Origin of the sequence: Robertmurraya mangrovi (assembly GCF_034427655.1) — a bacterium.
GTDB lineage: Bacteria > Bacillota > Bacilli > Bacillales > Cytobacillaceae > Robertmurraya_A > Robertmurraya_A mangrovi.
On record NZ_JAXOFX010000015.1, the window covers coordinates 71,763 to 98,393 of the forward strand.

Genomic DNA, 26,631 nt, shown 5'->3' on the forward strand with positions numbered 1-26,631 from the left:
TTAATTTATCACAAAAGGCGCTTTCAGTTGAAGGCGCCTTTTATCTATTTTCCACTTCGTAAAACAGTTATAAAACCATTTAAAATAGCATGACTTACTGTAAATCCTTTACGCTTGTAAAATTCCAAAGCATCATAATTACCATTTGAGACAAAAATAAAATAATCTTCTATATCCTTAAATTGTTTTAACCACTCCATGGACATATTGAATAGAGTAGAACCTATACCGTATTGTCTGTATTCTTTTTTAATGTAAAATTGGGAAAGACACCCTACATTTGCCCCGTTTACTGATGAAGGATCAAAAAAAGTTGCAAATTCATTTGAGTATGTCTCTTTGTGAGAAATATTGGAGTATACATATCCTACAATTCTATCTTCATCTTTTACTACCACTATGTAATTATGTATGGCCTTTTGGACGGAAGGCACCATGCGAGTTTCAAAATTCATGGAATCAAACAACTCTGGTGTTATGTGGGCTTTTGACTTTTGAAAAGCCATTAATTCATTACAGGCATCTCTACATTGTTCTATCTCTTCTTCAGATAAGACTTCGTAAACTAGATTCATCATTCATGTTTCCTCCAATATATAATCTTACAAAATTATTATAATAGGAAATAAAAAATTAACTAAGTTATTTATCTTAAAAACTATCATAGTAACGGTTAACTGTTAAATGATATAATTTCCAATAGACTTAATTTTAGTTAAATAAGACTAGTCGTATAAATCAACAATTGATATTAATAAGGGAAAATGGAGGACTAAAGTTGAAGAAAAGATTGTGGAAACGACTAGGGTTGATTGTGAGCACAGCAATCATTGGTGCTGTCGTTTACATACTTCAATTAACGTATATAGGAGAAAATACCTTTCCAAACCTAAATAAGCATCATGCCATAATTCGTTTAGAGGATGTTGGACCAGGTGGTGACTATGCTAGTCAAGAGGATTTGGGCAAACTCCGCGCGGTTGTCCGATACATAGAATCAGAACGGATTCCGTTTCACATAACCGTTATTCCTAGGATGAAGAAGTTAGAATCAGATGGTACCTGGCAAGAAAGAGGGATAGACGACCCTAGTCCAGATCCCCTTGTAACAGCTTTTATTAATATCTTAAAAGAAGCTGCACAAAAAGGTGGAGTATTGGGTATGCATGGATATACCCATCAATACGGGGATACCGTTAGGGAAGACGAAAGTCACCATTCGGGAATTGGAAACGAATTTCATGTGAAAGGAGTACCAGAAACGAAAAAAACCTCATATGCAGCAGAAAGGATTAGTCTTAGTCTTGCGGCTTTTGAGAAGAATGGTTTGCAACCAGCATTTTGGGAATCACCACATTATAGGAATACTCGTGAACAGGAAAAGGTATTCAGGTCCTACATTGGAATTTTATATCAGCCTGATATGTATTCCCTCCGTTCATTAAAAGATATGAATGTCTATGACACTATCAATACATACGGTCAAAATAGTCTAGGTTCAATCTATGTACCTGCACCATTTAAATATGTTACTGATAGTAAATCTGTTAATCAGATTTTATCGAAAGCTGAAAAGGAAGATGGCTTAGCCTCTTTATATTATCATCCATTTTTAGAATTCCCTTTCCTTGAACCGGTGTTAGAACCGGACGGGAAAATGCAAGTTAAGGATGGTCTGCCAGTCTATAAGTATAAAGAAGATGGAACTAAGTCGTATCTTCACCAATTAGTACATGGATTTTTAGAAGAAGGGTACCGCTGGATGTCCATACACGATATCGTCCCGTTTACTCCAGCTCACCGTATTAAAGTGCCGACAAGTGTAACACAACAATTATTAATTGGTGACGTATTTGGGAAAGGGCATGAAGATGTGGTTGTACGAGAGGAGCATCGTATCCTGGTGATACCTGGAACCTATAAATGGCCTCGAAATCGCCCACAGAATGAAGCGGAAATTTGGCTTAAGGAATCCTTTGTAGATGAGGAACAGCTTCTACTTGCTGATCTTAATCAAGATGGAAAGGCAGACCTAGTAGCCTACAATAAGAACTCAGGGGACCTTCGTGTGAGTTGGGCCAATACATCGCATTTCATGGAGCCTGTCTTATTAGGTAAGCTTCCAGTTAATCTTAGTTCCCTGAATCCTTTTCAATATGAGGGGGGTACAGGGTTGTTGGCCCAGAACAAGGAAAGAATTCAGGTAATTCGTATTGTTAATAATCAACTTTCTATTAATGTAGATACGTATTTACCAGAGGAATCTACTCTTTACATTGGGAGGTTCCAAGACAAGGGTTTTGATGGCATCCTTTGCGTATCAGCTAAAAATCGATCCTTCTCTATTCTTCATTATAAGGGGGATGGTAAATTTACAAATCCACATCTAATTAAAGGTATTGACGTTACTCCTAAGGAACAGCTGTTGGTAGGTGATCCAAATGGAGATGGTAAAAGTGACTTAATCCTCTATACGCCAAAGACAGGAGTTTGGCAAGTTTATGAAAATGAGGGGAATCAACAGTTCAAGCTTATAGAAAATGATTTTGGTCCTTGGGCTGGGGGAAAAGGTAGGGTCGGAGTTGTTGCTGATTTTGACGGCAATGGGAAGACTGATATTGGATCATATGATGAAACAAGATATGTTCTAGACATTGCCCTTTCTTTTAGAGAAGATAGACCGTCGAGAGGAAAGTAAACATGCAGCAGTTTTTTATTATTGTAGCAAATGTATTTCAAGTTATTATTTTTTCAGTCAGTATTTACCAGTTAATCATAAGTTTTGCCGGTTTTAAAAAGAAAAAAATTGAACATCTCGAGGAACATAACCCAAATAAATCATTTGCTATCCTTGTTGCAGCACATAACGAAGAAAAAGTGATTTCTCCGCTCCTTGAGAATCTTAATAATTTAGATTATCCAAAAGAGTTGTATGAAGTATTTGTGATATGTGATAACTGCACGGACAATACTGCTCTAATTGCAAAATCACATAATGTTCATGCTATGGAGAGGTATGATGAGATTAATCGAGGTAAAGGGTTCGCTATGGAGTGGATGTTAGAAAAGTTATGGAGAAGAGAAAGACAATTTGATGCTGTAGTTGTTTTTGATGCAGACAATTTGATCAGCAGAAACTTCCTAATAGAAATGAACAATAAGCTTATGGACGGTCATCAAGTCATTCAAAGCTATGTAGATACGAAGAATCCATATGACTCTTGGGTTTCTCTCTCTTATGCGATTACTTATTGGTTTATCAACCGTATGTGGCAACAGGCCAGACATAATTGGGGAATGGCTAGTACCCTTTCCGGAACAGGAATGTGTTTTGAGATGAAACTCCTAAAGGAAATGGGATGGAATGCAACTTCACTCACAGAAGATGTAGAATTTACTGCTCGATGTATCGCTAATGATATTTATCCTACTTGGGCAAATCAGGCTATTGTCTACGATGAAAAACCAATTTCACTTATTAGCTCCATTAGACAGCGTATACGTTGGATGAGAGGGCATACTGATTGTGCTAGAAGATATATGAAGCCACTTTTAATCAAAGCTATTCAAACACGTAAGTTTGCACAGTTTGATGCTGCCATGTACTTGTTTCAGCCGATTCGATTTCTATTTATTGCTGCTGTTTGGGTTATGTCATACTTGCAGTTAGCAACTCCACTATATACCCAGTTTGAATTGTTAAAAATGATTCCTGATTGGGGATGGATTGTGCTTAATTTAGCCTTGTTTTTACAGTTTCCACTTGTAATGCTTGTTGAGAGAAGGCCATGGAAGGCATATCTAGGATTATTTCTGTTTCCAGTCTTTCAATTCACTTGGTTTCCGATTACGCTAATTGGGTTATTTACAAGTAAAAATAAAACATGGAACCACACAATCCATACCCGATCTATCAGAATTGAAGATGTGTCTGGTTCTTGATTTTCTCGACTTACTTAATTATTTTTATTTAAATTAGTTTATTAAGCTTTCCGCTTTAACTTTTAGTCTTTCTATAACCTATTGAAAGTGTAAGTACTGTCACAAAAACTAACAAAGCCCCAAAAGAGTTTAGTATATTTAATTGTTGGGGAAAGTAACTCCAAGAAAATAGTGCAATCATGATTGGTTGTAATGCGTTTAAAGAATTGGTTAGAACAAAGGGGATTTTTTGAATTGCTTTATAATAAAATAACTGACCCAGGAATCCACCACATAGTGCTGTAATAGCAAGAAGGATTAGACCTTCAACTTTAATGCTAGTTGTGATTTTTTCTTGTGTAAAAGAGTAAATTAAAAGAAAAAAAACAGTATAAAGAAGATTGCCAAATAAAATATTCTTTTCATTATGTTGTGTCGTTAACTTTTTAATAAGTGTGTTACAAATGGCAAAGAAAGAGATATAAAGAATGCATAAAGCTATACCTACAAGATTAATTTGGGAAGAATCAGGATTGTACATAAAAAGCACATTTCCTAATGCCATGCTTACAATGAGTAAAAACTGTTTAAATGAGATGATCTCTTTTAATAATATGGCAGAAAAGATAATAGTTGCTGGTAGGTAGAGTTGTCCAATCATTCCTACTAATATGGGGCCAATCAGGTTAAGGGATTCAAAAAGTGCAATTAACCCTAATGAGTTAGAGAGACCAACAAAAAATAAAGTTTTTTGTTTAAGGATGGATATAGAAAAGTCTCTCCAATTCATTAAAATCATACAGAAGATAAGGGAAAACAAAGATGTAATCAAAGCACTCTTAATAGGTGACATGTGGTTTAATGAAAACTTCAGGATTAATGGATTCAACGAGACTAATGTAACTGATATTAAGCTATAAATAATACCTCTTTTCATTGTTTAACATCTCCTTAAAAAATAAAAGAGCCGGTTTACTATACTCTTAAGAGAGTATGAAAACCGGCTCATTTAACTGAGAGCAGATAAGTACCTGCAGTTTAACAGTTATATATTATATAATAGAAAAATTTTACAATAGTTGTATCAAAATGTCAATTACATCAATGTTGTTCATAACATTGATCGTTCATTAAAACATAGACAATTAGGGATATGGTATCAAAAGAGAGTGAAAGGAACTATATTGTTTAACTGTTTAAAATTACCACAAGCTAGAATGGTTATAACAGGACTTTACTTTTTCTTTTCTTAATTCTTCTAGTAAAACATCAATGGATATTCTTGTTTTTTTAACTTCTTATAAAGGATCTCTCCATCCTTAACAATGTGGATAGGAGATTGATTAATTAGTTTTCTAGCAGATAGCGACATTAGAATAATATAAATGCTTCCAAGATACAAAGTTACTAATACCATGGTTGTAATGACAGATTGACTATGTACCTATCCCTCATCGAATGAATACGATACGTTAAAACCTAAAAAAGGATGGTTCAAGTGTCTGTGAATTTTCCAGTTAGTATAGAAACATTAAAGGTTAGTAGCGGGCAGAATAAATACATTTATTTTCCTCGTGTAATGAGAATGCAGAATCAGCCTGTACAGCACTTTATTAATCAAACCATTATCAACCAAGTGCAACAACTTATTAATGAACAAGTAGGAGCGGTGGATTCCACCGTTGTCGATATGATTGGATATTATGAAGTAAAGAATAATCAGCGAGAAGTGCTAAGCTTGTCACTATCCAACTATACTTATCACTACCATGCTGCTCACGGACTAACTATTATTAAGTCTTTAACGTTTGACCTTAATAAAGGGGAACTCTATAAACTCAAAGATTTATTTAAACCAGGTAGCGATTATGTGAGAAGACTGTCAGATATTATCTCGAAACAAATTAAACAAAGAGAAATTCCACTGCTTGTCGAGTTCAAAGATATTAGACCGAATCAGGAATTCTATATTGCAGACAAGTCCATCATTGTCTATTTTCAGCTTTATGAAATCACCCCATATGCTTATGGATTTCCAATGTTCCCGATTTCTGTATATGATTTGCAGGATATTATTGATGAGGACGGTCCACTTGGGCGGATGGTCGCTAATTAAAACTTAAATTCAAAGGGTATCTTAATAATGCTTTTAACAGGATTATTGATCTTACTCCTATTTCGAATGTTATACTTATGGGGAATTTTAGAATTTATAAAAAATCAGTTAGTCGGAGGTAGGCATGGTAGATGTTTTGACAGAAATAAAAATTCGGAGTTCTCTAAACAAGGTTTCTGAGTATGCAGCAAATCCCGATCACGCACCTAAGTGGTATGTAAATATTAAATCAGTCGAATGGAAGACCCCGAAACCATTAAAATTAGGTTCACAAATTGCATTTAAAGCCAATTTTTTAGGGCGAACACTTGCTTATGTCTATGAAGTAGTAGAGTTTGTACCTGGTAAAAAGCTCGTTATGAGAACGGCAAACGGACCATTTCCTATGGAAACAATATATACATGGGAAGTGATTGAAGATAATCTGACACGTATGACTCTTAGGAACAAGGGAAATCCAACTGGCTTCTCTAGGTTTTTTACTCCTTTTATGTCTCAAATGATGAAAAGAGCCAATAATAAAGATTTGAAAAAAATTAAAGACATCCTTGAAAAAGAAAGTCTAGAAGAAAGTGAACAAAATTGATTTAAAAGAACATAGGGACGTAGGAGGAGAATTCTATCCTAAGTCCCTTTTTGATTTTATAGCACATCATTTAATCCTGTATCCGAATAGACTGAAATCAGAATTTTAGCTGTACCATCTCCAATATTTTTTGCATAGTGAGGAACACTCGCATTCCAACTAAATGAGTCTCCTTCTTCAAGTATGAAAGAGTCTTCTCCTTGCTCCGCAAGGATTTTACCCTCAAGTACTAAATGACATTCTTCTCCCTCGTGTGAATGAGGTTCTCCTATTGATTCTCCAGCTGGAAGATCTACAATCATCATTCTCATACCACCTTTAGAGGACAAATGCTCAATTTTCAAGTTGTTAAAAGTAGAATAGGTTCTCTCAGTTTTTCGTACTACTCGCATATGCTGTTCTTTCTCTAACAACAAATATGGCAGAGGGACTCCTAAATACTTTGCGATCGTTGCTAGCGTATTAATGGAAGGAGAAGTATTATTATTCTCTACATTACTAATAAAGCCTTTTGAAAGACCCGTTGCATCACACATTTGGGCTATAGTAATTTTTTTTCTATTTCTAATTGCGCGTATTTTCGTACCTATGTCCATGTAATCACCTTTGGTTTCCTAATAAAAAACATATGTATATATTAGCATAAAAAATTGACATTCTATAGTGCGAGTTGTTATCTTATAGGTAATTAATTTTCATATTAGGAAACACAGGGGCTTTTCTTTTATTAAGTTGGTTTTTAGTAAACAAAGTTATTTAAATAAAAGTAAGAAATATAGGAATATAAAGGAGAGGATGAAATGCTACCATCTTTTTTTATCGCACATGGAGCTCCTCTATTAGCTATAGAGAATAACGAATATACTAGATTTTTAGAATCTTTAGGCACAAAACTCCCAAAACCCAAAGCTATCGTTTTGTTTTCTGCTCACTGGGAATCAGATGTTCAAAAAATAAGTAACGTATCAGAATTTGATACCATATATGATTTCGGTGGTTTCCCAGAAGAATTGTACCAAATTAAATACCCAGCTAAAGGTGACTCAAAAGTTAGTACAGAAATTGAAGATTTACTAGCTACAGAAGGCATCCCTTGTGAAACCAATACATCACGTGGTTTAGATCATGGTGCTTGGGTTGTTCTTCGAAGGATTTATTCAAAAGCAGATATCCCAGTTATTTCAATGTCGGTAAACCCTTCACTCAGCCCAGCAGAGCAATATAAGATAGGTAAATCTTTAGCTCATTTAAGAGAAAAAAACATTCTAATCATTGCAAGTGGGGGGACAGTCCACAATCTTAGAGCTGTACGAATGGATGGAAGAACAGAAGTTGACCAATGGGCACTTGATTTTGATCAATGGTTAGAAGAAAAACTAAGTAGCTGGGACCTTGAATCCTTATTTAACTATGAAACCTTGGCACCTGCAGCACAACATGCTGTTCCACCGTTTGGGAAGGAACACTTTATTCCTATTTATTATGCAATGGGAGCAGCAGACCAAGAAAAAACCTCAATTCTTCTACATCGTAGTTACCGATACGGGAATTTGAGTCACAGTGTGTGGCAGTTTGGAGAATTAAAGTAAGACACAAATGTAATGTAGAAGATTAACTCATACTATAAAGAAAACAGCGTAGAAAAAGGGGCATATACATGACGCAAACAAAGTTCAATTCGAAGGTTCTTTCGGTACTAGAGGATAAAATTCAACTGATTAAAACGAATAAAGGGGCAATTTATTTAGTTGGTCCAATTAAATTACCTGTAAATCTGTACGGAGAAACAGTTAATTTTAAGTGGTACTGCTGGTTAAACTGTGACGAGGTAACAGAAGACTTTGAACGGATTATTGAGAAATTATCGTCAGCTAATTTAGCTGAATTGCAGCAATCAAGCGTGTTAGCTTATGGAGATTTCTCTTATGCAGATGAAGCGATTATCAGAATGCACTCAATCTGCCATACTGGAGATATCTTTGGCAGTAAAAGATGTGATTGCGGATACCAATTAAAACAATCGATGAAAATGATTGTTGAGCACGGAACGGGTGCTTTATTTTATCTGGCCAACCATGAGGGGAGAGGGATCGGACTTTTTAGTAAGGCTATGGCATATGTCCTTCAGGAAAATGGTTATGATACCGTTGACGCAAATGAAAGTCTTGGCTTTGTAGATGATTCAAGAAATTATGAGGATGCGATAGAGGTTCTTAAAGCATTAAGAACAAAACCAGTGACTTTAATGACGAATAATCCTAAGAAATTAGAAGCGTTGAAGAAATCTGGTTTGAAGGTTTCAGAGCGAAAGCCGTTGTGGGGAGATGTGTCTGAATACAATGAGAATTATCTTCAGACAAAAATTAAGCGCTCAGGTCACTTAGAGGAAGAGGGAAATTGTCCAAATGACTAATCATGAATTCTATATGGATTTAGCACTACAAAATGCTATAGCGATGAAAGGGCAGACGGATCCAAACCCGTTAGTGGGTTCTGTTATTGTTAACGATAATCGCATAGTAGGTGTAGGGGCACATATGAAGGCTGGGGAGCCACATGCCGAAATCCATGCTCTTCGAATGGCCGGTGATTTAGCAAAAGGCGGGACCATCTATGTTACGCTAGAACCATGTTCTCATTATGGTAGGACGGGACCATGCGCGGTTGCTATCGTTGAGGCTGGAATTAAGAAGGTGGTCATTGCAACGCTAGACCCAAACCCAGTTGTGTCTGGTAATGGGGTAAAGATTCTTAAAGATGCTGGGATTGAAGTCATTGTCGGCATAAAGGAGAAAGAATCTCAGCAAATGAACGAGGTCTTTAATAAGTTTATCGTTGAGAAATTGCCCTTTGTAACACTAAAATCGGGGACTACGTTAGATGGAAAAATTGCTACACATACTTCTGATAGCAAGTGGATCACTTCCGAAAAGGCACGAGAAGATGTTCATCTACTGAGAAATCAAAATATGGCCATTCTAGTTGGAGTCAATACAGTAATAGCAGACAATCCTTCATTAACAACTAGAATTCCGAACGGTAGAAATCCAATTCGAGTGGTGATGGATTCATCTTTACGAATCCCTTTAGATTCAAAGCTAGTGACAGACCAGGAGGCTGAAACTTGGATTTTTACTGGCGAGAACTACGATAAAGACAAGAAAAGGCAATTAGAATCAATGGGTGTCAACATATTTCATACATCTGGTAAGCGAGTTAATCCTTGTGAAGTAGTAAAGCTTTTAGGTGAAAAACAAATCTCAAGCCTATTAATTGAAGGTGGTGGCGGAATAAACGCTGCTTTTTTAGAAAATCAATTAATCGATAAAGTGATTCTATACATGGCTCCAAAACTAATTGGTGGCCAGCATTCTCCAACATTTTTAGAGGGCACAGGGGTTGAAATGATGCGGAATGCTGTTGAGTTAATAGATGTAACAGTTGAAAGTATAGGAAAAGACTTCAAATTTGTCGGTTATCCTGACTATAAAATGTAAGATAGTTAGATGAACTTTAGTTAATGTGGGATAGGTTATTAAAGCAATGGGGTTGTCTAATATGTTTCTAAAAAAAAGGAAGTAGAGAAAACTTTTTTCTCCACTTCCTTTTTTATTTAGTATAAAGCACTGAGTTGATTGGAGGGGAAGGTACTTGACTCCTGCGGGATGCAGAGGAAAGGTCGAGACCCCACAGACGGTACGGCGGAGGCTCGACTTCCTCCCGATGAAGAATTCGCTCTTTTGAAAAAATCGGCCTTTGGATTTTTTCATTAATTCTTCTTGCGGAAAGCAAGTGCCTGGACCGGAAATCAACGGACAAAGTTACTAGAATAATTCATTTATCAGTAGCCTTTTTTAAACTTAGGCAACGATTAAAACCCATTTTACGAATGTGAACCTTGTTTACTCTCTAATTAATATTTCTTTAACAATTTGCTCAGGTGTTTTAATTTTCTTATTTAACTCGTCCTTGATATGTGGACCAGTATACGTTTGTTTCTTGACTAATTCATTAAGTGGGATAGGCGTCTTTGTCCATTCCCGGTACGTTTTTTCATCTAGTACCTTGACTTGTTCTAAGAATGAATCGAGAAAGTTTAGTAAGTGTAAATCTTTAAACATTTCTAGAGGACGATCCTGTTCACGTGTAAATGAGTAAACGTGGTCAATTAGCTTTAATCCATCAACAGTTAAAATGGTATGTCGAAGTGGGGAATCTACTTGTTTAAAGCCATGTGCTTTCATCGTCTTCAACAACTTAAGAAGGTGTCTTGTTATATATTCAGGCATCGAGCGTTGTTTTTTTAGAAATGAGTTTAAGTCAGGCCCCAGTAAATATTCCATTAAAATATAGTTTGAGCTCGTTTCATAAACTTTTGGGATAAAAGGTAGGTGCTGACAGGATAAAAGTACCTTTTTTTCCTGATTGGCATGCTCCTCCTTAGAATAAATCTTTACACATTTATCCTCAGAAACTCGGTAAACAGCCCCTTGATGCCCTTGACCAATTAAAGGAAGCGGAAGTGCGCTATCTACGTTTACTGCATTACCTTGACCCCCAGATGATACAGAGATTTTTCTAAAGTCTATATCCTTTTCATCAAAGAATTTTTCCCATTCTTTGTACATCTTAGGTTCTAATCTTTCTACATGCATTAAAAACGAGTCTTTTAAAAGAATTAATTTTAGTTCTCTTAGGAGTTTTATAGGGGCAGGGTGTTGTCGTTTAAAAGAGTTTACATGATCGATTACTTTTAAATCTCCATTTTCTAAAACGAAAATATGTCTTAATGGAGCATCTAGCATACTAAAACCGGCTTTCTTTAACTCCTTTAAAATATTTATAAGTTTGATTGCAATGGCCTCGGGCATATACATACTGTTTTTTAGATATTCCTTCAAAGTAGGGGCATTGAAGTATTCCATAATAATATAATTGGAACGAGCCTTATATAGCTTAGGCATAAAGGATAAATGTTGCCCCGCCTTTAGGGCTCTTTCCTCCATCTTGGCTTGCTCTCTATTCGTATAAATTTTAACGCAGCGGTCTTCAGAGAGCTTAAACACAGCCCCTTGTGCCCCGTGTCCAATCAGAGGATAATTAGTAGGATTTATGATCTCAAAGGAATTCTCACCTTTAATTACCTTTATTTTTTTAAAATCTTTCATTTCAATCCTCCTAACAATTCATCATAAAATTGGGCTTGTTGCTGTAACTGCTTCGTTTGGTCAAATTTTAATTCAACCTTTTTCCTTGCCTCAGATGTAAATCCTTCCCATTTCTCTCTGTTTTCTAGCATAAATTCAAGAGCTTCTGCTAATTGTTTAACATTGTTTTCTTCGACTAAAATTCCTTCTTTATTATGGGTTACTAATTCAGGAATTCCCGCATGGGTGGTTGAAATGACCGGTATACCTGTTGCCATAGCCTCCTTAATGGTGTTAGGAATCCCCTCAACATTCCCATCAGATGCTTCTAAACTCGCCGCACAAAATAGGTCTGCTTTTGACATTTCTTTATGAACTTGGTCTTTAGGAAGATGACTTAATAGTCGGAAGGAGTCACCTAAATTAAGTTGCGTGGCTAGAACTTTCAGAGGTTCTTGAAGAACTCCACTACCAATAATGGTTAATGTAGCTTTAGGGTATTTATCTTTTATCTTTTTAAAGGCTTGCATGAGTATGTGATGTCCCTTTTTCTCTACTAGCCTTCCAACCGAGAGGATGTTTTGGGATTCACCTAGAATAGGAGGATTATAAGTGAATTGATTAAGGTCAACTCCACCATATAACACTCTCATTTTTTCTGTAGGACATCCCCACGAATTCATTCTGTCAGCAAGATAGTTACAAACGGGAAAGAATCGTTCTCCTTTTTCGAAAAGGGTTTTCATATTTTCTTTATAACCAACCCTTCCTTCAGCAAGAGTAGCATCAACCCCGCGAATGCTGGTAACCAGGGGAAGTTTTGTTTTCATTTTAAATGGAAGTAATAATACTGCCAGTTGGCCATGATGGGCATGCAGTAAAGAAATGTCATTTTTTTTCACATATTCTTCGGGGGAGAAAATTTCATTTAGAAAATACACTTTCTCATTAAATAGTGAGGGATCTATCAGGTACTTTGGTTGTCGAATCAGGTGGATATAATCGTAACCCGGAACATTTCTAATTTGTGGGATGTATTGAGTAGGATCCACCCTTAAGTTTAAATGCATTACTGTAGACATATTTGCTTCTCCTTTCAAGTGTAAGATACAGGCAAATTTCTTACTTTATACTTACTTATGCGGATAGAAGCTTTTGGTATAGACAAATGGGTAATAAGAGCAAATTGTTTAGTTAAATTCCACGTTTATAACGCTCAGGAATGTTTATGTAGTTAATCAGAAAGGCGACTAAACTAGAAACTTTATACACAACGGGGAAACTGTCCAATTTTAAGTTGAAATACATGGTGTTTTTTGGAATGTAGTTTGCTACACTTTAATAGGGTTAATAAACAATTTCAAAAATTATTTAACTCATTATAGATTCATTAGTCATTTATAAAATTTACCCATAGGTAGGTATGTATGTTTAATTTGATAAAACAAAATAAATTTGCTTTCTCTCTCTTATTTATATCAGTATTATTAATGGGTTTAGGCTACATATATAAAGAATTAATGGATCAGCTTTACAATAGGAATAATCATGTTTTCGTCCACACCATTTTGGAGCTTTTTAGTGTAGTTCTTTGTTTTGCTATTAGCTTATATGGTTGGAAAGCATATGAAGATGCAAAGAGTAAAACGTTTCTTTATCTGCCCTTTATCTTTCTGGGGATCGGAATTCTAGATTTATTTCATTTTATGACTTATCCTGGTATGCCTTTTTTCATAACCGAGGGTTCATTGGAAAAAACAGGATGGTTCTGGATTTTAGCAAGAGGAACAGCCTCTATTGGGTTATTCTATTTAACCATTCCAAAGAAGAGCCCAATAATCATAACAAATAGAAAATGGGTTTTCACTTTTACCATCTTAATGTTATCCATAATGATAAGCATGGTATATCGTTTTGAAAAAGAATTACCGGTTCTCATCATCAATGATTTTGGCCCTACTATCTTAAAAAATATTTTAGAGTATCTACTTAGCCTTCTCCTTTTACTAGCACTCTTGAATACTCTTATAAAATACAGAAAAACAAAGCGTACCTCAGACCTTGAATTAGTATTTGCCTTTTCTTTACTATTCTTTAGTGAAATTACTTTAACGATTTATCACAATATTTCAGATCTCTATGTGGTAATAGGCCATTTGATTAAAGCTTTTGGTTACTCTTTTATTTTAAAGGCATTTTTCTTTTCGAGGCTTCAATTAACTTTCCAACAAAAATTAGAGACTGAAAAAGACTTAAAAACAACACAAGTTTTATTGCAATCATTTTTTTATCACACTCCAGATAGTATTACCATTATGGATAACCAAGGAAAAATATTGAAAACTAATCAAGGATTTGAAAGAGTATATGGTTGGAAAGAGGAAGAAGTAATTGGTCAGTACTTTCCAGATATTATGCCGGATTTGCGAGAAAATATTGACTACGTGTTGGCTGAAGTCTCCTCTGGTAAAAACCTTATTGCCTATGAAACTACTAGACATCGTAAAGATGGTTCCAGAATATTAATAAATATGACCATATCTCCTATAAAAAATGATCAAGGTGAGGTTATTCAAATTGCGGCTATTTCTAGAGATATCACTTTACAAAAACAAGCGGAAAGAAAACTACTAGAAATGGAGAGAGAATTAAAAGAAACGATTCGAAGGCAGCAAGGAGTAACTTTCAAGTTTATCAAGAGAGAAGGACAATTTATCCATACGATTTGTGATGGGGAATTATTATATAAACTAGGTCTAAGACCAGAGCTAATAGTCGGGAAGAGTCTTGATGAACATCCAGTGAAGGAGATTGCGGTTGCTCTAAAGAATTATTATGAACAAGCCTGGTTCGGTCAAGAGGTTACGTTCGAATTGACTTTATTCCAAAGAGTATGTGTAATCACGTTAAAGCCCATTATGGTAGAAGATGAAGTAATCGAGGTAATCGGTTCTTGTATCGATATTACTCAATTAAAAAGAACAGAGGAATTACTTCAAAAATCTGAAAAGCTTGCAGTTGTTGGAGAGTTAGCAGCTGGATTGGCACATGAAATTAGAAATCCACTCACCACACTAAAAGGGTTTACACAGTTAATCGAATATGAACAAGGGCGAGCCAACAGAGAATATATTCGGTTAATGCTTTCTGAATTAGACCGAATCGAGATGATTACGAATGAGTTCATGGCTGTGGCTAAGCCTCAAGCTGTAAAATATCAGGAAGAAGACTTGATTTCATTAGTCAAACAAACGGTGAATTTTTATATTCCTCAAACACTCTTGAAAAACATTCATATTAATGAAGATTATAATACTAAATATTCTCGAATTATTTGTGATGGTAATCAGCTTAAACAAGTATTTATTAATCTGATTAAAAATGCGATAGAGGCTATGCCAAAGGGAGGGTCTCTTTATATTAGTGTCCAAAATACTGAAACTAACTATTTGCAGGTGAAAATAAGAGATACAGGCGTTGGGGTATCGAAAGAAATTTTACCTCGATTAGGAGAACCATTTTACACCTTGAAAGAAAAGGGAACAGGACTCGGTTTGATGGTTAGCTATCGGATAATAGAATCCCACCAAGGAACAATCCAATTTGAAAGTGTAGAGAATGAAGGAACAACAGTAATTATTACTTTACCAATACTAAAGCCTATGTTGGTTAAGTAAAGTTGTTATTATAAAAAATGATCATTCTCGATTTGCTAGTAGAGTTGAACCTTTCAGTTAAATAAGTTAATATAAACAAAGGATAGGGGAAAAAATGCCCTAATCTATTTAAAGTTTCCTTTTGCATACGATGAAAATAATATAAGTTGGATATGAATGTCTAGATAAGATGCTAGAATTTAAAGCCAAAATAAGTAGTAGATGAATCTACACTTGTTTTGGCTTTTTTTTGTACGTAAAAAGTTCTCAGCTAATTTCTGTATACAATTATTTTTTTAGGATGGATGGTAGATATGCTTGATACCCTTAAGGATTTAGTTCTCAACCTATTCTTTATCTTTATCTGTTTTTCTGTCTTAATTGCGTTTGAATATAGAAAGAATAAACTAAAACAGCTTAATCAGATTCCCTTAGTGATATTAGCTTCTATTGCTGTCGTTTTATGTATAACGTTTCCTATTCAATTAGATAAACATTTTATGTTTGACTTAAGGTTAGTACCTATTGTGGTAGCTGGGTTATATGGTGGCTGGCCAGTAGTAATCATGTTATTGCTAGTTAACATTGGGTACCGGAGTATATGGGGAGGGTATGGTGTGTACGTGACTATAATAGTCGCTTCTATACATGCACTTCTAATTTGTGTAGTATCACCCATATATCAAAGACTATCTCTCAAAAAACGTATTTTTAGTAGCATATTAATGGGCTTTTTCTCTTCATTAAGTATATTAATTGTAAATGATGTTTTCTTTAATAACCCCCTACCAATTAATTTAAGTATAATTATATTAATCCTTCAGACATCAGGGATATTCTTTTTTGTTTGGTTTTTTGAATTGATTAACCACTTAAGAAGACTCCAAGAACGAATGATTCGAACTGAAAAGATGGAGATCGTAAGCCACTTAGCTTCAAGCTTTACACATGAGGTTAGAAATCCTATGACAACAGTGAGGGGGTTTCTGCAGTTAATCAGTGGCATGGACATGGAAAAAGAAAAACTAACTAACTATATATCTATTGCTATTAGCGAAATCGATCGGGCAGAATCGATCATAACGGAGTATTTATCATTTACAAAACCAACCTCTGGAGAGTTACATATATTAGAGGGGGAGGAAGTATTACATTATTCAGTTGAGGTTATACGTCCACTTGCTAATGCTAATTGTGTGGACTTATACTACAAACCTTCATCCTTTTACTTAAAGGGTAATAAACAGAGATTACAGCAGGCTTTTATAAATTTATTTAAAAATGCTATTGAAGCTATGCCTAGCGGAGGGTCCTTATCAATATCGGTTGAGTTAAAACAAAAATTGGTGATGATTACGATTGCTGATACGGGAATTGGTATGACAGAAGAACAATTAAATCATTTAGGGGAACCTTATTTTTCCTCAAAGGGCGAAAATGGGACAGGCCTTGGTATGACTGTTGTCTATAATATAGTAGAATCGGTTGGAGGAACGATAAAGGTAAAGAGTCAAATAGGGCAAGGAACCCAATTCATCCTCACCTTTCCACAACGTCATATCAATGAATTTAATCAACAGAATGAAGAAGTGGTTTAAAAGGTTTTACTTGCTACTGTGCATTAAGTGAGCTGATAATTTTATTGCTACATAGGAGAAATGATGGTAAACTATTATAGACTAATGTCTTGCAGTCATTAGTTTTGCTAGCAACAATTGAACTTGAATTTGAATTATTTAATCTAATCTTTATATAAATCTAAATTTGGTAAATGGAAGAAACTATTTAAAATAGCTCGTCTTTCCGTGGCCTAACTTCTTGTTAATTGAGAAGTTAGGCTTTTTTTGTTTAATAACCCTAATCAAAATCAATATTACAGGAGGACAACAAGAAATGAACAATAGGTATAGCAGTTATCATGAAGACCTCCTACTATTAAGTAGTACTTTGAGTAAAATGTTAAAGAGAAGTTTTGGTAAAGGTCCTGAAACTTGTTTTGTTACATTACATTCTAATCAACTAACCGTGTATTTAAGAAATTATATTACTCCAGCTGAGGAAGTTCTACTAGAGGCCGGTCAGTCAAGTTTAGCACTGGATTTTCGTTCCAAGGTAATGGAAAGTGTGTTTCTAGAGTTTGCTAAAGAAGCTATCGATGCGTTAGGCATTAACTTAGACCACTTCTATAGTGATTGGGATTATGATAAAAACACAGGAATTTTGTTATTAGAAGAAGAGAGTACTATTCGAGAATTAGAATCAAAATCGGATTCTCTTTTAAAGGAAAGACTGTTTGAGCGTATTAGTCAGGTAAGCACTCAAGTACATAAAATGCCTAACCAGTTAGAATTGGTTAGAATTAATCAAAATTTAATACTTATTGAGTGCCAAGGGTTCATGCTCCAAATTGAAAAATTGTTATTTGAAAAAGGTCATTTAGACATTTTACAGGAAAGATCCAAGGAAATTAAGGACTTATACTTAAGTAATCAGAGTTTGTTTGAAAATATATTAGGTAGGAACGTGATTGGTTTATTTATGTTGTGGGACTATCATAAGGACCGGTTCTTTATCTATTTTGATTTACAATAGTTTATTTGTAATCTATGTTTGTTTAAATCTATCAATTAATAAAGAGTTTAAATTAACTTTAATTTATACAAGGAAGCAAATGGCCCAATATAAGCCAAATTAGCAAGAAGACCATTAGGTTCGTTTGCTACTTGGCTTTTTTGTATGAGGATTATTTCTAAAGAAAGAGAAGAACATTCAAAACAAATATAGTTAAAAACAAATTAGTGGTACATACTACCAATAAAAAATATGGATGAATAAGAGCCCTTAAATAGATAAGCGGGTGGATATCAAAAAAGCAAGATAGAAAAGATTTGTTCCTTTATTAGGATAGAAAGGAGAGTCAAGTGTTGGAACAAGAAAAACTGAATACCATTAGCAGTTTCACTAGTAAAATTCTAAGGAAAAATTTTGGAAAAGGTCCGCAATCTTGTCAATCAGCCCTCTGTAATAAACATCTTGTCATTTACATTAAGGGGTTTATATCTCCAATGGAGGATGTGCTGATGCAGCAAGGACAAAACACCCAAGTTGAGAAGGCTAGATCGACCATTATAAACATTATTTTAGAAGAGCTAAAGGGAGTTATAGAAGTAACTTTAGATTGTGATATTGAAGAACAATATCATGATTGGAATTTCCCTAATAACTCGGGTGTTATCATGTTTGTACTTAATCATGAGGACCAGCGAAATGGTGGGCAACCATTAATTAATATGACAATGTTAGAAAATGAAGTTGCTCGAATTAGCGTATTAGTACAGAAATTGCCTGATGAGATTAAAATTCACCCCATATCTGCAACCATTTATTTAGTTGAAAGAAAAGGAATATTAGTCCCAATAGAGAAAGCTCTAATATCTAAAGGTTTCGAGGAAGAGTTGAGAATAACAAAAGATGAGTTAGAAAAAGAACATTTTCACAGAAATGGGCGGTTTAATGACATTTTTCAGAAAAATGTAAGTGACATTTTTATTGACTGGAATATGAGAGAAGATAAGGCATTAATGGCATTTGTTTTGTCTACCTAAAGTGTAATCTTCTTCACGATCATCTTTCACAGTTGGGGGCTTATAAATGAAGGTGTTATCAATGATTCAGCCTTGGGCCAGTCTGTTTGTTCATGGTGAGGCTAAGTATGAAACAAGAACTTGGAAGACGCCTTATCGTGGTCCCCTAGCTATTCATACGAGTAAAAAAATAGATAAGGCTGTTTGTAATCATGTGGCTATCAGAGCTCTGTTATCTAAACATGGATTGACAGTGGATAACCTTCCAACAGGTCAAATCATTTCTACATGTAATCTTCTAGATTGTATAAGAGTAATCGAAAACAACCAAACATGGGCAGTCTTAGAAGACGGGCGAGAGGTATCAGGGAATGAGTTCTTCTTAGGTGACTATAGAGTGGGTTGTTATGCATGGATTGTAGAGGATAAGACGCTTCTGAATTCTTTTATTCAAGCAAAAGGTAGGCTAGGGCTATGGGAATACGAGTTATAAGAAAAAATTAAATATTACATAATTATGTTTTATTGGAGGGACTCTTTTTGTAACGAGATTCAACAAAAAGTTGATTATTATTCAGGAGGAATAAATGGATACTCAGAACCAAACACATATTAAAATTACAACAGCAGATCCGTCAGCTTTAGGGTTATTCGGTTTAGCGATGGTTACATTTGTCGCCTCATCACAAAAACTTGGCTTAACAGAAGGACTTTCTCTTATTTTACCGTGGGCATTCTTTTTAGGTGGAATCGCCCAGTTATTTGCAGCGGTACTTGATGCTAAGCATGACAATATTTTCGGTACCACCGCGTTTGGAGCCTTTGGATTATTCTGGTTCGGCGTAGGAATGACGTGGCTTATTCAGTTAGGTGCTTTTGGTGAAACTCTTGCTGCAAATGCAGATTCTAGGCAGTTAGGTGTTGCTTTTGTCGGTTATTTAATTTTTAGTCTCTATATGACGGTTGGGGCAATGGAAACACATAAGGTATTATTCTTCATTTTTGTCTTTATCGATTTATTATTTATTGGTTTATCTTTAAGTTCTTTTGATATCATGCACGGTGCATCTCACATGTTAGCGGCTGTTGCTGAAATGTGTATCGCATTATTATCCTTCTACGGTTCAGCAGCTGTTGTACTAAATAAGCACTTTGGACAAGTCGTTCTTCCAATTGGTAAGCCATTTGGTATCTTTAAGAAATAAGTAGAAGAAGGTGAAAGGTGAGTACCTTGATAAAGGGGGACTCATCTTTTTTTACCTAAGTCTTGGAGCATATTAAGACCATACTAATTGTTGACGGTAGATAAGTAACATTTGTATAACTGATCTATTAATGTGTAGGGAAGGGGATACAGATGTCAAAATCGGTCTGTGTAATAGGTGCTGGAATTGGTGGACTAACTGCGGGAGCTTACTTAGCTAATAAAGGCTACACCGTAACAGTGTTAGAGAAGGCAACTACCGTGGGGGGTTCTGCAGGATGGTATGTACGGAAAGGGAGGATGTTTCCCACAGGAGCAACAATTGCATTTGGGCTAGAACCGGGTGGTTTATTAAGAGAGTTGTTGAATGAGGTAGGAGCCGAGATACAGGCAGATGAGCTTAGGCATCCAATGGACGTGATTTTGCCGGATCAAAAGGTATCCATTTATAAAAATACGAAAGATTGGGAAAATGAACTCAAGCTAGCATTTCCCTCTAAAAGTGCTGATGTTTTAAGGTTTTGGCGAGACCTTCATCAATTAGGCCAAGATGTTTTAGCAGTAACAAACTGTAAGGTATCTCTTCCTATCCAAAAATTCTATGATCTTGGAGAGTTACCGAAATATGCAATAAAACATCCTAAATCAATTGCGCGCCTTGCTCGCTATGCACGGTGGACGGTACAGGACTTTTTGAAAAAATATGACCTTCAGAATTATGAACCTCTTTGTCAGCTATTAAATGCTCAACTACTAGATGCGGTACAAATTGATATAACCGAAGCTTCCTTACTCCCTTCGAGTTTAGCTCTGACAATTTATAGAAATGGTAGCTTTTTCGTCCATGGAGGGATGGGGCAGTTGTGCAGAGTGTTTGCAGAACGAATAGAAGAACAAGGTGGAAAAGTAGTGTTAGCTTCACTTGTAAAAGGGTTGGACTATGATAAAGAGAGTGGTAAGTGGACTGTAGAGAGTAGAAAAGGTACATCTGCCTTTGATATAGTGATTAACAATTCAGGTGTCTCTTTTGGTCATCATACAAGCTATGCAGATTCAAAAGAACTTTCATGGGGAGCATTTAGGGTAGATGCAGTTCTTTCAGAAAGAGTTCGAAGGGATATTTTGAATGGGAGGAATCTACCATTTGCCTATCAAATCGTTCCTAATCTGGAGTGTTATCAGTTATCTAAAGTTACTCATGGACCGGTGTATGTGACATTTCAGGATTCAATAGATGTTAACGGGGATTGCGTAAACGATGAAGTCATAATGACTATTTCCGTTCATACAGACTACAATAACTGGCTTTCTTTAACAAAGAAAGAGTACAAAAATATGAAGAATCAATTAAAGAATGAATTAATCCAAGAAGCAAATCGAGTCATACCAATAAAAGAAGAAATATTGTTTGAGGAAGCTGGTACTCCTCTTACTTATAAGAAGTTTATTGGGAAAGCTGGAGTCGGAGGATTTCCTTTAACTGTGGCAAGTGCCATTATGAAACCTAAAAGCGTACGTTCTTCACTACCACATTTCTATATTGTTGGGGAACAAGTTTTCCCTGGTCCAGGTACGTTATCTTCAGCATTAAGTGGTTACTATGCTGCTAGGGCTATTATGAAGGGAAAGTAGGATGGAATGGGGGTCATTATTATGAGAACATGGGCATTTATGAAAAGGAGGTACAATAAAGAATGACTCTGTTGTTGTACCTCCCTTTTCATATATAAGATACCTATTTACAAAGCATTAATTATTTATTTTTTCTTAACCTTTTAAGGCTTTTTTTAATTCTTCTATTTCTAAAGATACCCCTAGCCATCGTTTTGTCAGGTAGTTGGTAGAAAAAAGCAATACTTGGATTTGAATTGACTTCAAATATCCATGGTTGTCCATCTTGACTTAAGCCAATATCAATTCCACATTCATCTAACCATGGGTAATGCTCAGCAAACAGCTGACTTGCTTTAATAGAAATAGTGGTTATTTCATTCTCAATTTGAATGGCTTTATTAACGTCCATTCCAGCATAGTCGGTTAGGAGTTCTCTAATCGGTATAGCCCATGCACCTCTGTTCCGATTAACAATACCATCCTCAGAATTAACCATTTTACCAAGAATGCCGCTTCTAACCCAATTATTCTTCAATTTTTGGGTATGAACCCTGATGCCTAGAGGTTGTCCATTCTGTGATAGACTGTTAATTCCTTGTTGTATTACATATTTTCTATGCTTTTCGAAGAATGCATTAGGTTGGATAACTTCCTTAATTGCTCTAAGGTTACTAGCCTTTATAGATAAATCTTTACCTGTAGGTGTATATCCTTTCAAACTATACATTCCGTTTTCTTCTTTAGATACACGGATGATTCCCCTACCTTGACCCCCACCATCTGGCTTAAGATAAACAGAATCATACCGACTCATGAAATCTTGTAACGCCTCCGTACTAAACTCTATGGATTCTGGAAAATACTTTGAAACCATTGGATCGCTCATAAGAATCTCTGCTTGTTTCTTTTTCCTTATATTTTTTATCATATTTCACCCCAGTAAAATGACTTTGTACTAGTTTATTCATGGAAGGTAGGGGGTGATTGTGTATTTATCCAAGCTTTATATTGGAAAAGTTTTACTATTAAAATGTCCTATCATGATTTAGAAAAATGTCGGTAATAAAGTGTGTTTTATTTTGGTTTAAAAATAAATATCCCGTAAATAATAACAAAAAATGTACGAAGAGGAGCAACCGTTATGCCAGAGCAACCTTACTTAGCATCTTCTGAAATAGGTGTTTTATGGATGACCTATCAGCAGAAAACAATGCTTTTGCAAATGTTAGAATATTTTATTGAGAAAGCAGATGACCAAGAAGCTAGAGAAATCATGACAAGTCTTTATGGGGAGATACGTACATATCCAGACAAAATTAGAGAGCTTTTTGAATTTGAAGGCGTAAGTGTTCCTGTGGGTTTTACCCCACAAGATGTCGATAAGCATGTTCCAAAGTTATATGATAATGGGTTTGACATCATATTTATTAGAATGATTAAGGAAATCAGTATGGGAATGCATACTTTGAATATTACTATGGCTTATCGGAAAGATATAATCATGTTATTTAGGGAGCTAACAGCTCTTACGCAAAAATATTATGATAAATGCACACAATACTTGCTAGAAAAAGGATTAATGACAAGGTCTCCATATGTGACTACTCAAAAAGGTATAGAGTTTGTTGATAATAAAAGCTATTTAGGTGGTTTTAACCCAATAAGTGGAAAGAGACCTCTGAACACGGTTGAATTGGCTCATATATACCATGCTATCGAATCCAATATTACGGGAATGCAAATGATTTTTGGATACGCTCAGGTTGCGAAAACAAGAGAAGTAAGAGAGTATTTTGAAAAAGGTGGAGAGATTGCGAAGAATATTATTGCTGAGTTAACAGAAATTCTTCTTGAAAATGATCTTCAGGTACCTGGAACACCAGGAGGTAATTTGACCACTTCCAAAGAATCCCCATTCTCAGATAAGATCATGATGTATTGTGTAAGCTTATTCTGCAGTTTTTCTCTAGGTGGAAATTCTTTAGGGACATCATTCAGTTTAAGAAATGATTTACCAGCAAAATTTTCTGTATTTATGAAAGACATCTTCCAATTTGCTCATGAAGGAGCCAAAATCATGATCAGACACGGATGGATGGAGGAACCACCACAAACAGAGTTGAAGAAGTAAATGATGAGGTCAGTCCCCCTTTAGTTAACTAAAGGGGGACTGACCCCATATTTTTATTTCTTTAAATAAGCAATGCCATCAGGATGAATTCCTACATCAATACGGCCTTCTTCTTTTAATGAGCTTAGATTAATAATGGACAGATCGTTTGTCTTATTGTTAGCAACATAGGCATAAGTACCATCTTCATTTAAAACAATACCTCCCGCCCAGATACCAACTGGGATACGCTTGATTTCCCAAGGACGGACTTGTCCGTTCAATTTTTGCTCTGTTAGTATGACAGATACATCACCAGAATCACGGTTAGCCGTCAATGCATATTTGCCATCTGGAGTAAAGATGAGACGAACAGGTACACTTCCAATCTTGCGTTTATAAAGTACTTCATAAGTTGTAGTATCCATGACAAATAAGGTATTATCCTCTTGATTTGCTACGTATAAATGCTGACCGTTTGGATGAACAGCAACACCTTCAGGGCCAGGGCCAACTGGTATATGGTTAATTATTTCCTCTGTTTGAACATCAATAACTGTAAGATTATGACTGCCAATGTTAGGGACATAAACGGTATTTCCATCCGGTGAAAAAGAGATCATGTGAGAGTACTTTTGATAAGTTGGAATAACTTTCTCAATTTCATCTGTTTCTGTGTTAATAATAAATACTTTTTCGCTATAGGTAGATGCTAGATAAAGCTTTTTACCATCCTTAGTTAAACCAAGCCCATGTGGAAAATTAAAATCAGGATGTTCTAATCGCTTAACAATTTCAAATGTTTCGTTATCGATAATATCCACTTTGTTACCTAACGAACACGCCACATACGTTTTCTTACCATCAGCAGTAACAATGACTTCATGCGGATTATGATCCGTTTCAATCGTTTTTATTACTTGCTTTGTATGTAGGTTAACAATAGAAATCGTGTCTTCATCCTTATTTAATACAATAAGAAATTCCGTCATTATAAATCCTCCTCATAAAAAACAATATACTGAATTTTACCATAATTATTTCGGTAGTAGAAATAATTTCTTTTCGCTTTCTAAGGCCTTATACTATCCACTTTGTTTCTATTCCGATATGATGTAAATTAGAAGAAGTAATGTAAGGGAGTTGTTTTTTTGACGATTCGAAAAGTCTCACCAAAGGATTTATTTGCTAGACTTCAAAAGGAGGAAAAGGTGTTCCTTCTAGATGTAAGAGCTGAAGAAAAATACAATGAATTTCACATAGAAGACCTTCATTTAGAGGCGTTAAATATTCCGAAAAATCGTATATTTGATGCAGAAGAAAAAGGGGAGACAATAGATTTTATCCCAAAGGAAAGGAATTTCATCGTTACATGTACAACGGGAAATTCTGCCGCCAAATGTGCAGCTATCCTTAATAACAAAGAGTTTGATGTTGCGGTGCTAGAGGGCGGATTAACTGCCTGGAAGGAATTTTTAAAGACACTAGAAAACTAATTTATCACGAATTTTGTCGGTTGGTATTAAAATTTTCTGTTGCTGAAAGGTAAATTGTTTTATAATATATTAAGCTTGGAGTCCTTTTTTTAGGAAAAGGACTTTCTTTATGTAATTTTTGTAACCGTTATTGTTCCAGTAAGGGAATGATACGTAGTAGAGTTACTTTAGCAGTATCATATTTAAAATTATTTAAATAAGGTAAAAAGGGTGTGAACCATGAGTAATAATAATAGTAACCAAACAGAAGCACCCCAAATGATGCAAAAAAAGACTTTGTCTAATATACTAGGCCAAACGGTCAAAACAGGGATTATTAAATCCAATTTAATTCCCATGGTTGCCGGTTTAACATTGGCTTTATACACATATGATATTAGTATTTATGATAAAACGTGGGAAATCATTTTTGCATTAATTGGTACCATTCTCGTTATCGGTGCAGCCGGAACATTTAATAATTTGTATGACCGTGATATAGATTCTATCATGGAAAGGACAAAAAATAGACCAACTGTAACAGGGGAAATTAATCCTAAAGTAGCTTTATGGCTAGGGATCTTGATGGCAATCGTTGGACTAGTAGCATTATCATATGCTACCCCTTTGGCAGGATTACTAGGCTTTCTCGGTTTATTCTTCTATGTCGTCCCATATACGATGTGGAGTAAGAGAAGAACTATTTATAACACGGAGATAGGAAGTATCTCGGGTGCGATGCCGCCACTTATTGGGTGGGCCGCAATTTATCCAGATATCATGCATCCGGCAATACTAGGTCTTTTCTTTATAGCGGTCATTTGGCAAATGCCTCATTTCTACGCAATCGCTATTCGTAAACACGATGAATATAGAGCAGCAGGAGTGCCAATGCTTCCAGTTGTTAAGGGGATAAGAAGAACGTATATTCAAACAAACGTATATCTTGTTATCTTAATAGCGGCCAGTTTGTTACTAGGAACACTGAGTATTGGTTTAATGCTAGTAGCACTCATTCTTAGTGTTTTATGGCTCATTATGAGTATTAATGGATATAAAAATAAAGACCAGAAAAAGTGGGCAACCTCATTGTTTGTTTTTTCGCTGTTTCATATGACGATATTATTTACAACGGTTATCATTTACTCTTTAGTAGGAATTTTCTTTTTATAGATTCTAAAACAGTATCCCTTTAAGTTCTCTGGGCAGACCCCTTAT

General features: G+C 35.3%; 24 protein-coding genes. 17 read left to right on the forward strand and 7 right to left on the reverse strand.

Features of this window, described 5'->3' with window-relative positions; translation table 11 throughout:
- Positions 1-44: 44 nt before the first annotated feature.
- Positions 45-578, reverse strand: a complete 534-nt coding sequence (locus tag SM124_RS18235) for a GNAT family N-acetyltransferase (RefSeq protein WP_322447958.1) — start codon at positions 576-578, stop codon at positions 45-47.
- Positions 579-778: 200 nt separating this feature from the next.
- Here SM124_RS18235 and SM124_RS18240 point away from each other — a divergent pair, with 200 nt between their 5' ends.
- Together SM124_RS18240 and SM124_RS18245 are read left to right on the forward strand one after the other, a co-directional pair.
- Positions 779-2,698 (forward strand): DUF2334 domain-containing protein, encoded by a 1,920-nt coding sequence (locus SM124_RS18240; RefSeq protein WP_322447959.1) that lies wholly within the window; start codon positions 779-781, stop codon positions 2,696-2,698.
- 2 nt (positions 2,699-2,700) lie between these two features.
- Positions 2,701-3,942 (forward strand): glycosyltransferase family 2 protein, encoded by a 1,242-nt coding sequence (locus tag SM124_RS18245; RefSeq protein WP_322447960.1) that lies wholly within the window; start codon positions 2,701-2,703, stop codon positions 3,940-3,942.
- 55 nt (positions 3,943-3,997) lie between these two features.
- Here the strand turns inward: SM124_RS18245 and SM124_RS18250 are convergent, their stop codons facing one another.
- Positions 3,998-4,858 carry a DMT family transporter gene (locus tag SM124_RS18250; RefSeq protein ID WP_322447961.1) on the reverse strand — a complete coding sequence of 287 codons (861 nt, stop codon included), beginning with the start codon at positions 4,856-4,858 and terminating at the stop codon, positions 3,998-4,000.
- Positions 4,859-5,419: 561 nt separating this feature from the next.
- Here SM124_RS18250 and SM124_RS18255 point away from each other — a divergent pair.
- On the forward strand, positions 5,420-6,037 hold the full coding sequence (locus tag SM124_RS18255) for a DUF3298 and DUF4163 domain-containing protein (protein WP_322447962.1): 618 nt from the start codon (positions 5,420-5,422) through the stop codon (positions 6,035-6,037).
- Between the two features lie 124 nt (positions 6,038-6,161).
- On the forward strand, positions 6,162-6,623 hold the full coding sequence (locus tag SM124_RS18260) for an SRPBCC family protein (protein ID WP_322447963.1): 462 nt from the start codon (positions 6,162-6,164) through the stop codon (positions 6,621-6,623).
- 56 nt (positions 6,624-6,679) lie between these two features.
- Here the strand turns inward: SM124_RS18260 and SM124_RS18265 are convergent, their stop codons facing one another.
- Positions 6,680-7,219: a helix-turn-helix domain-containing protein gene (locus tag SM124_RS18265; RefSeq protein WP_322447964.1), complete on the reverse strand. Its 540-nt coding sequence runs from the start codon at positions 7,217-7,219 to the stop codon at positions 6,680-6,682.
- A gap of 204 nt (positions 7,220-7,423) precedes the next feature.
- Between SM124_RS18265 and SM124_RS18270 the strand changes: the two genes are divergently transcribed.
- The 3 genes from SM124_RS18270 (at position 7,424) to ribD (ending at position 10,120) form a co-directional block, all read left to right on the forward strand.
- Complete coding sequence (locus SM124_RS18270) at positions 7,424-8,212, forward strand: DODA-type extradiol aromatic ring-opening family dioxygenase (protein ID WP_322447965.1); 789 nt, start codon at positions 7,424-7,426, stop codon at positions 8,210-8,212.
- 68 nt (positions 8,213-8,280) lie between these two features.
- Positions 8,281-9,036, forward strand: a complete 756-nt coding sequence (locus SM124_RS18275; protein WP_322447966.1) for a GTP cyclohydrolase II — start codon at positions 8,281-8,283, stop codon at positions 9,034-9,036.
- Complete coding sequence (ribD, locus tag SM124_RS18280) at positions 9,029-10,120, forward strand: bifunctional diaminohydroxyphosphoribosylaminopyrimidine deaminase/5-amino-6-(5-phosphoribosylamino)uracil reductase RibD (RefSeq protein WP_322447967.1); 1,092 nt, start codon at positions 9,029-9,031, stop codon at positions 10,118-10,120. The genes SM124_RS18275 and ribD overlap by 8 nt, the downstream gene beginning before the upstream one ends.
- 405 nt (positions 10,121-10,525) lie before the next feature.
- Here the strand turns inward: ribD and SM124_RS18285 are convergent, their stop codons facing one another.
- Both SM124_RS18285 and SM124_RS18290 read right to left on the reverse strand, forming a co-directional pair.
- On the reverse strand, positions 10,526-11,791 hold the full coding sequence (locus SM124_RS18285) for a hypothetical protein (RefSeq protein WP_322447968.1): 1,266 nt from the start codon (positions 11,789-11,791) through the stop codon (positions 10,526-10,528).
- Positions 11,788-12,852, reverse strand: a complete 1,065-nt coding sequence (locus SM124_RS18290) for a glycosyltransferase (protein ID WP_322447969.1) — start codon at positions 12,850-12,852, stop codon at positions 11,788-11,790. The genes SM124_RS18285 and SM124_RS18290 overlap by 4 nt, the downstream gene beginning before the upstream one ends.
- Before the next feature lie 345 nt (positions 12,853-13,197).
- Here SM124_RS18290 and SM124_RS18295 point away from each other — a divergent pair, with 345 nt between their 5' ends.
- The 7 genes from SM124_RS18295 (at position 13,198) to SM124_RS18325 (ending at position 21,846) form a co-directional block, all read left to right on the forward strand.
- Positions 13,198-15,447, forward strand: a complete 2,250-nt coding sequence (locus SM124_RS18295; RefSeq protein ID WP_322447970.1) for an MASE3 domain-containing protein — start codon at positions 13,198-13,200, stop codon at positions 15,445-15,447.
- 293 nt (positions 15,448-15,740) lie between these two features.
- On the forward strand, positions 15,741-17,024 hold the full coding sequence (locus tag SM124_RS18300; RefSeq protein WP_322447971.1) for an ATP-binding protein: 1,284 nt from the start codon (positions 15,741-15,743) through the stop codon (positions 17,022-17,024).
- Between the two features lie 295 nt (positions 17,025-17,319).
- Entirely contained in the window at positions 17,320-18,018 is a 699-nt protein-coding gene (locus SM124_RS18305) for a Na-translocating system protein MpsC family protein (protein ID WP_322447972.1), read from the forward strand.
- Positions 18,019-18,347: 329 nt separating this feature from the next.
- Positions 18,348-19,031: a Na-translocating system protein MpsC family protein gene (locus SM124_RS18310; RefSeq protein WP_322447973.1), complete on the forward strand. Its 684-nt coding sequence runs from the start codon at positions 18,348-18,350 to the stop codon at positions 19,029-19,031.
- Between the two features lie 46 nt (positions 19,032-19,077).
- Positions 19,078-19,503 carry an ASCH domain-containing protein gene (locus SM124_RS18315; protein WP_322447974.1) on the forward strand — a complete coding sequence of 142 codons (426 nt, stop codon included), beginning with the start codon at positions 19,078-19,080 and terminating at the stop codon, positions 19,501-19,503.
- Between the two features lie 94 nt (positions 19,504-19,597).
- Positions 19,598-20,215 (forward strand): acetate uptake transporter, encoded by a 618-nt coding sequence (locus SM124_RS18320; RefSeq protein WP_322447975.1) that lies wholly within the window; start codon positions 19,598-19,600, stop codon positions 20,213-20,215.
- A gap of 152 nt (positions 20,216-20,367) precedes the next feature.
- On the forward strand, positions 20,368-21,846 hold the full coding sequence (locus SM124_RS18325; protein ID WP_322447976.1) for a phytoene desaturase family protein: 1,479 nt from the start codon (positions 20,368-20,370) through the stop codon (positions 21,844-21,846).
- 121 nt (positions 21,847-21,967) lie between these two features.
- On the opposite strand, the gene SM124_RS18330 is transcribed toward SM124_RS18325, so the two are convergent.
- Entirely contained in the window at positions 21,968-22,756 is a 789-nt protein-coding gene (locus SM124_RS18330) for a YheC/YheD family protein (protein ID WP_322447977.1), read from the reverse strand.
- 213 nt (positions 22,757-22,969) lie between these two features.
- Between SM124_RS18330 and SM124_RS18335 the strand changes: the two genes are divergently transcribed.
- The gene (locus SM124_RS18335; protein WP_322447978.1) at positions 22,970-23,959 is read left to right on the forward strand and encodes a DUF3231 family protein; all 990 of its coding nucleotides are present in this window, start codon (positions 22,970-22,972) and stop codon (positions 23,957-23,959) included.
- A gap of 53 nt (positions 23,960-24,012) precedes the next feature.
- Here SM124_RS18335 and SM124_RS18340 read toward each other — a convergent pair whose 3' ends face one another.
- Positions 24,013-24,930: a YncE family protein gene (locus SM124_RS18340; protein WP_322447979.1), complete on the reverse strand. Its 918-nt coding sequence runs from the start codon at positions 24,928-24,930 to the stop codon at positions 24,013-24,015.
- Between the two features lie 159 nt (positions 24,931-25,089).
- On the opposite strand from SM124_RS18340, the gene SM124_RS18345 reads away from it, so the two are divergent.
- The gene (locus SM124_RS18345) at positions 25,090-25,434 is read left to right on the forward strand and encodes a rhodanese-like domain-containing protein (protein WP_322447980.1); all 345 of its coding nucleotides are present in this window, start codon (positions 25,090-25,092) and stop codon (positions 25,432-25,434) included.
- Positions 25,435-25,653: 219 nt separating this feature from the next.
- Positions 25,654-26,586, forward strand: coding sequence for a heme o synthase (cyoE, locus tag SM124_RS18350; RefSeq protein ID WP_322447981.1), 933 nt, complete (start codon positions 25,654-25,656; stop codon positions 26,584-26,586).
- Positions 26,587-26,631: the final 45 nt, after the last annotated feature.

Coding starts and splice junctions, on each gene's coding strand:
- SM124_RS18235 (WP_322447958.1), bottom strand. CDS start 578: ATGATGAATCTAGTTTACGAAGTCTTATCTGAAGAAGAGATAGAACAA.
- SM124_RS18245 (WP_322447960.1), top strand. CDS start 2,701: ATGCAGCAGTTTTTTATTATTGTAGCAAATGTATTTCAAGTTATTATT.
- SM124_RS18250 (WP_322447961.1), bottom strand. CDS start 4,858: ATGAAAAGAGGTATTATTTATAGCTTAATATCAGTTACATTAGTCTCG.
- SM124_RS18260 (WP_322447963.1), top strand. CDS start 6,162: ATGGTAGATGTTTTGACAGAAATAAAAATTCGGAGTTCTCTAAACAAG.
- SM124_RS18265 (WP_322447964.1), bottom strand. CDS start 7,219: ATGGACATAGGTACGAAAATACGCGCAATTAGAAATAGAAAAAAAATT.
- SM124_RS18270 (WP_322447965.1), top strand. CDS start 7,424: ATGCTACCATCTTTTTTTATCGCACATGGAGCTCCTCTATTAGCTATA.
- SM124_RS18275 (WP_322447966.1), top strand. CDS start 8,281: ATGACGCAAACAAAGTTCAATTCGAAGGTTCTTTCGGTACTAGAGGAT.
- ribD (WP_322447967.1), top strand. CDS start 9,029: ATGACTAATCATGAATTCTATATGGATTTAGCACTACAAAATGCTATA.
- SM124_RS18285 (WP_322447968.1), bottom strand. CDS start 11,791: ATGAAAGATTTTAAAAAAATAAAGGTAATTAAAGGTGAGAATTCCTTT.
- SM124_RS18290 (WP_322447969.1), bottom strand. CDS start 12,852: ATGTCTACAGTAATGCATTTAAACTTAAGGGTGGATCCTACTCAATAC.
- SM124_RS18295 (WP_322447970.1), top strand. CDS start 13,198: ATGTTTAATTTGATAAAACAAAATAAATTTGCTTTCTCTCTCTTATTT.
- SM124_RS18300 (WP_322447971.1), top strand. CDS start 15,741: ATGCTTGATACCCTTAAGGATTTAGTTCTCAACCTATTCTTTATCTTT.
- SM124_RS18305 (WP_322447972.1), top strand. CDS start 17,320: ATGAACAATAGGTATAGCAGTTATCATGAAGACCTCCTACTATTAAGT.
- SM124_RS18315 (WP_322447974.1), top strand. CDS start 19,078: ATGAAGGTGTTATCAATGATTCAGCCTTGGGCCAGTCTGTTTGTTCAT.
- SM124_RS18320 (WP_322447975.1), top strand. CDS start 19,598: ATGGATACTCAGAACCAAACACATATTAAAATTACAACAGCAGATCCG.
- SM124_RS18325 (WP_322447976.1), top strand. CDS start 20,368: ATGTCAAAATCGGTCTGTGTAATAGGTGCTGGAATTGGTGGACTAACT.
- SM124_RS18330 (WP_322447977.1), bottom strand. CDS start 22,756: ATGATAAAAAATATAAGGAAAAAGAAACAAGCAGAGATTCTTATGAGC.
- SM124_RS18335 (WP_322447978.1), top strand. CDS start 22,970: ATGCCAGAGCAACCTTACTTAGCATCTTCTGAAATAGGTGTTTTATGG.
- SM124_RS18340 (WP_322447979.1), bottom strand. CDS start 24,930: ATGACGGAATTTCTTATTGTATTAAATAAGGATGAAGACACGATTTCT.
- cyoE (WP_322447981.1), top strand. CDS start 25,654: ATGAGTAATAATAATAGTAACCAAACAGAAGCACCCCAAATGATGCAA.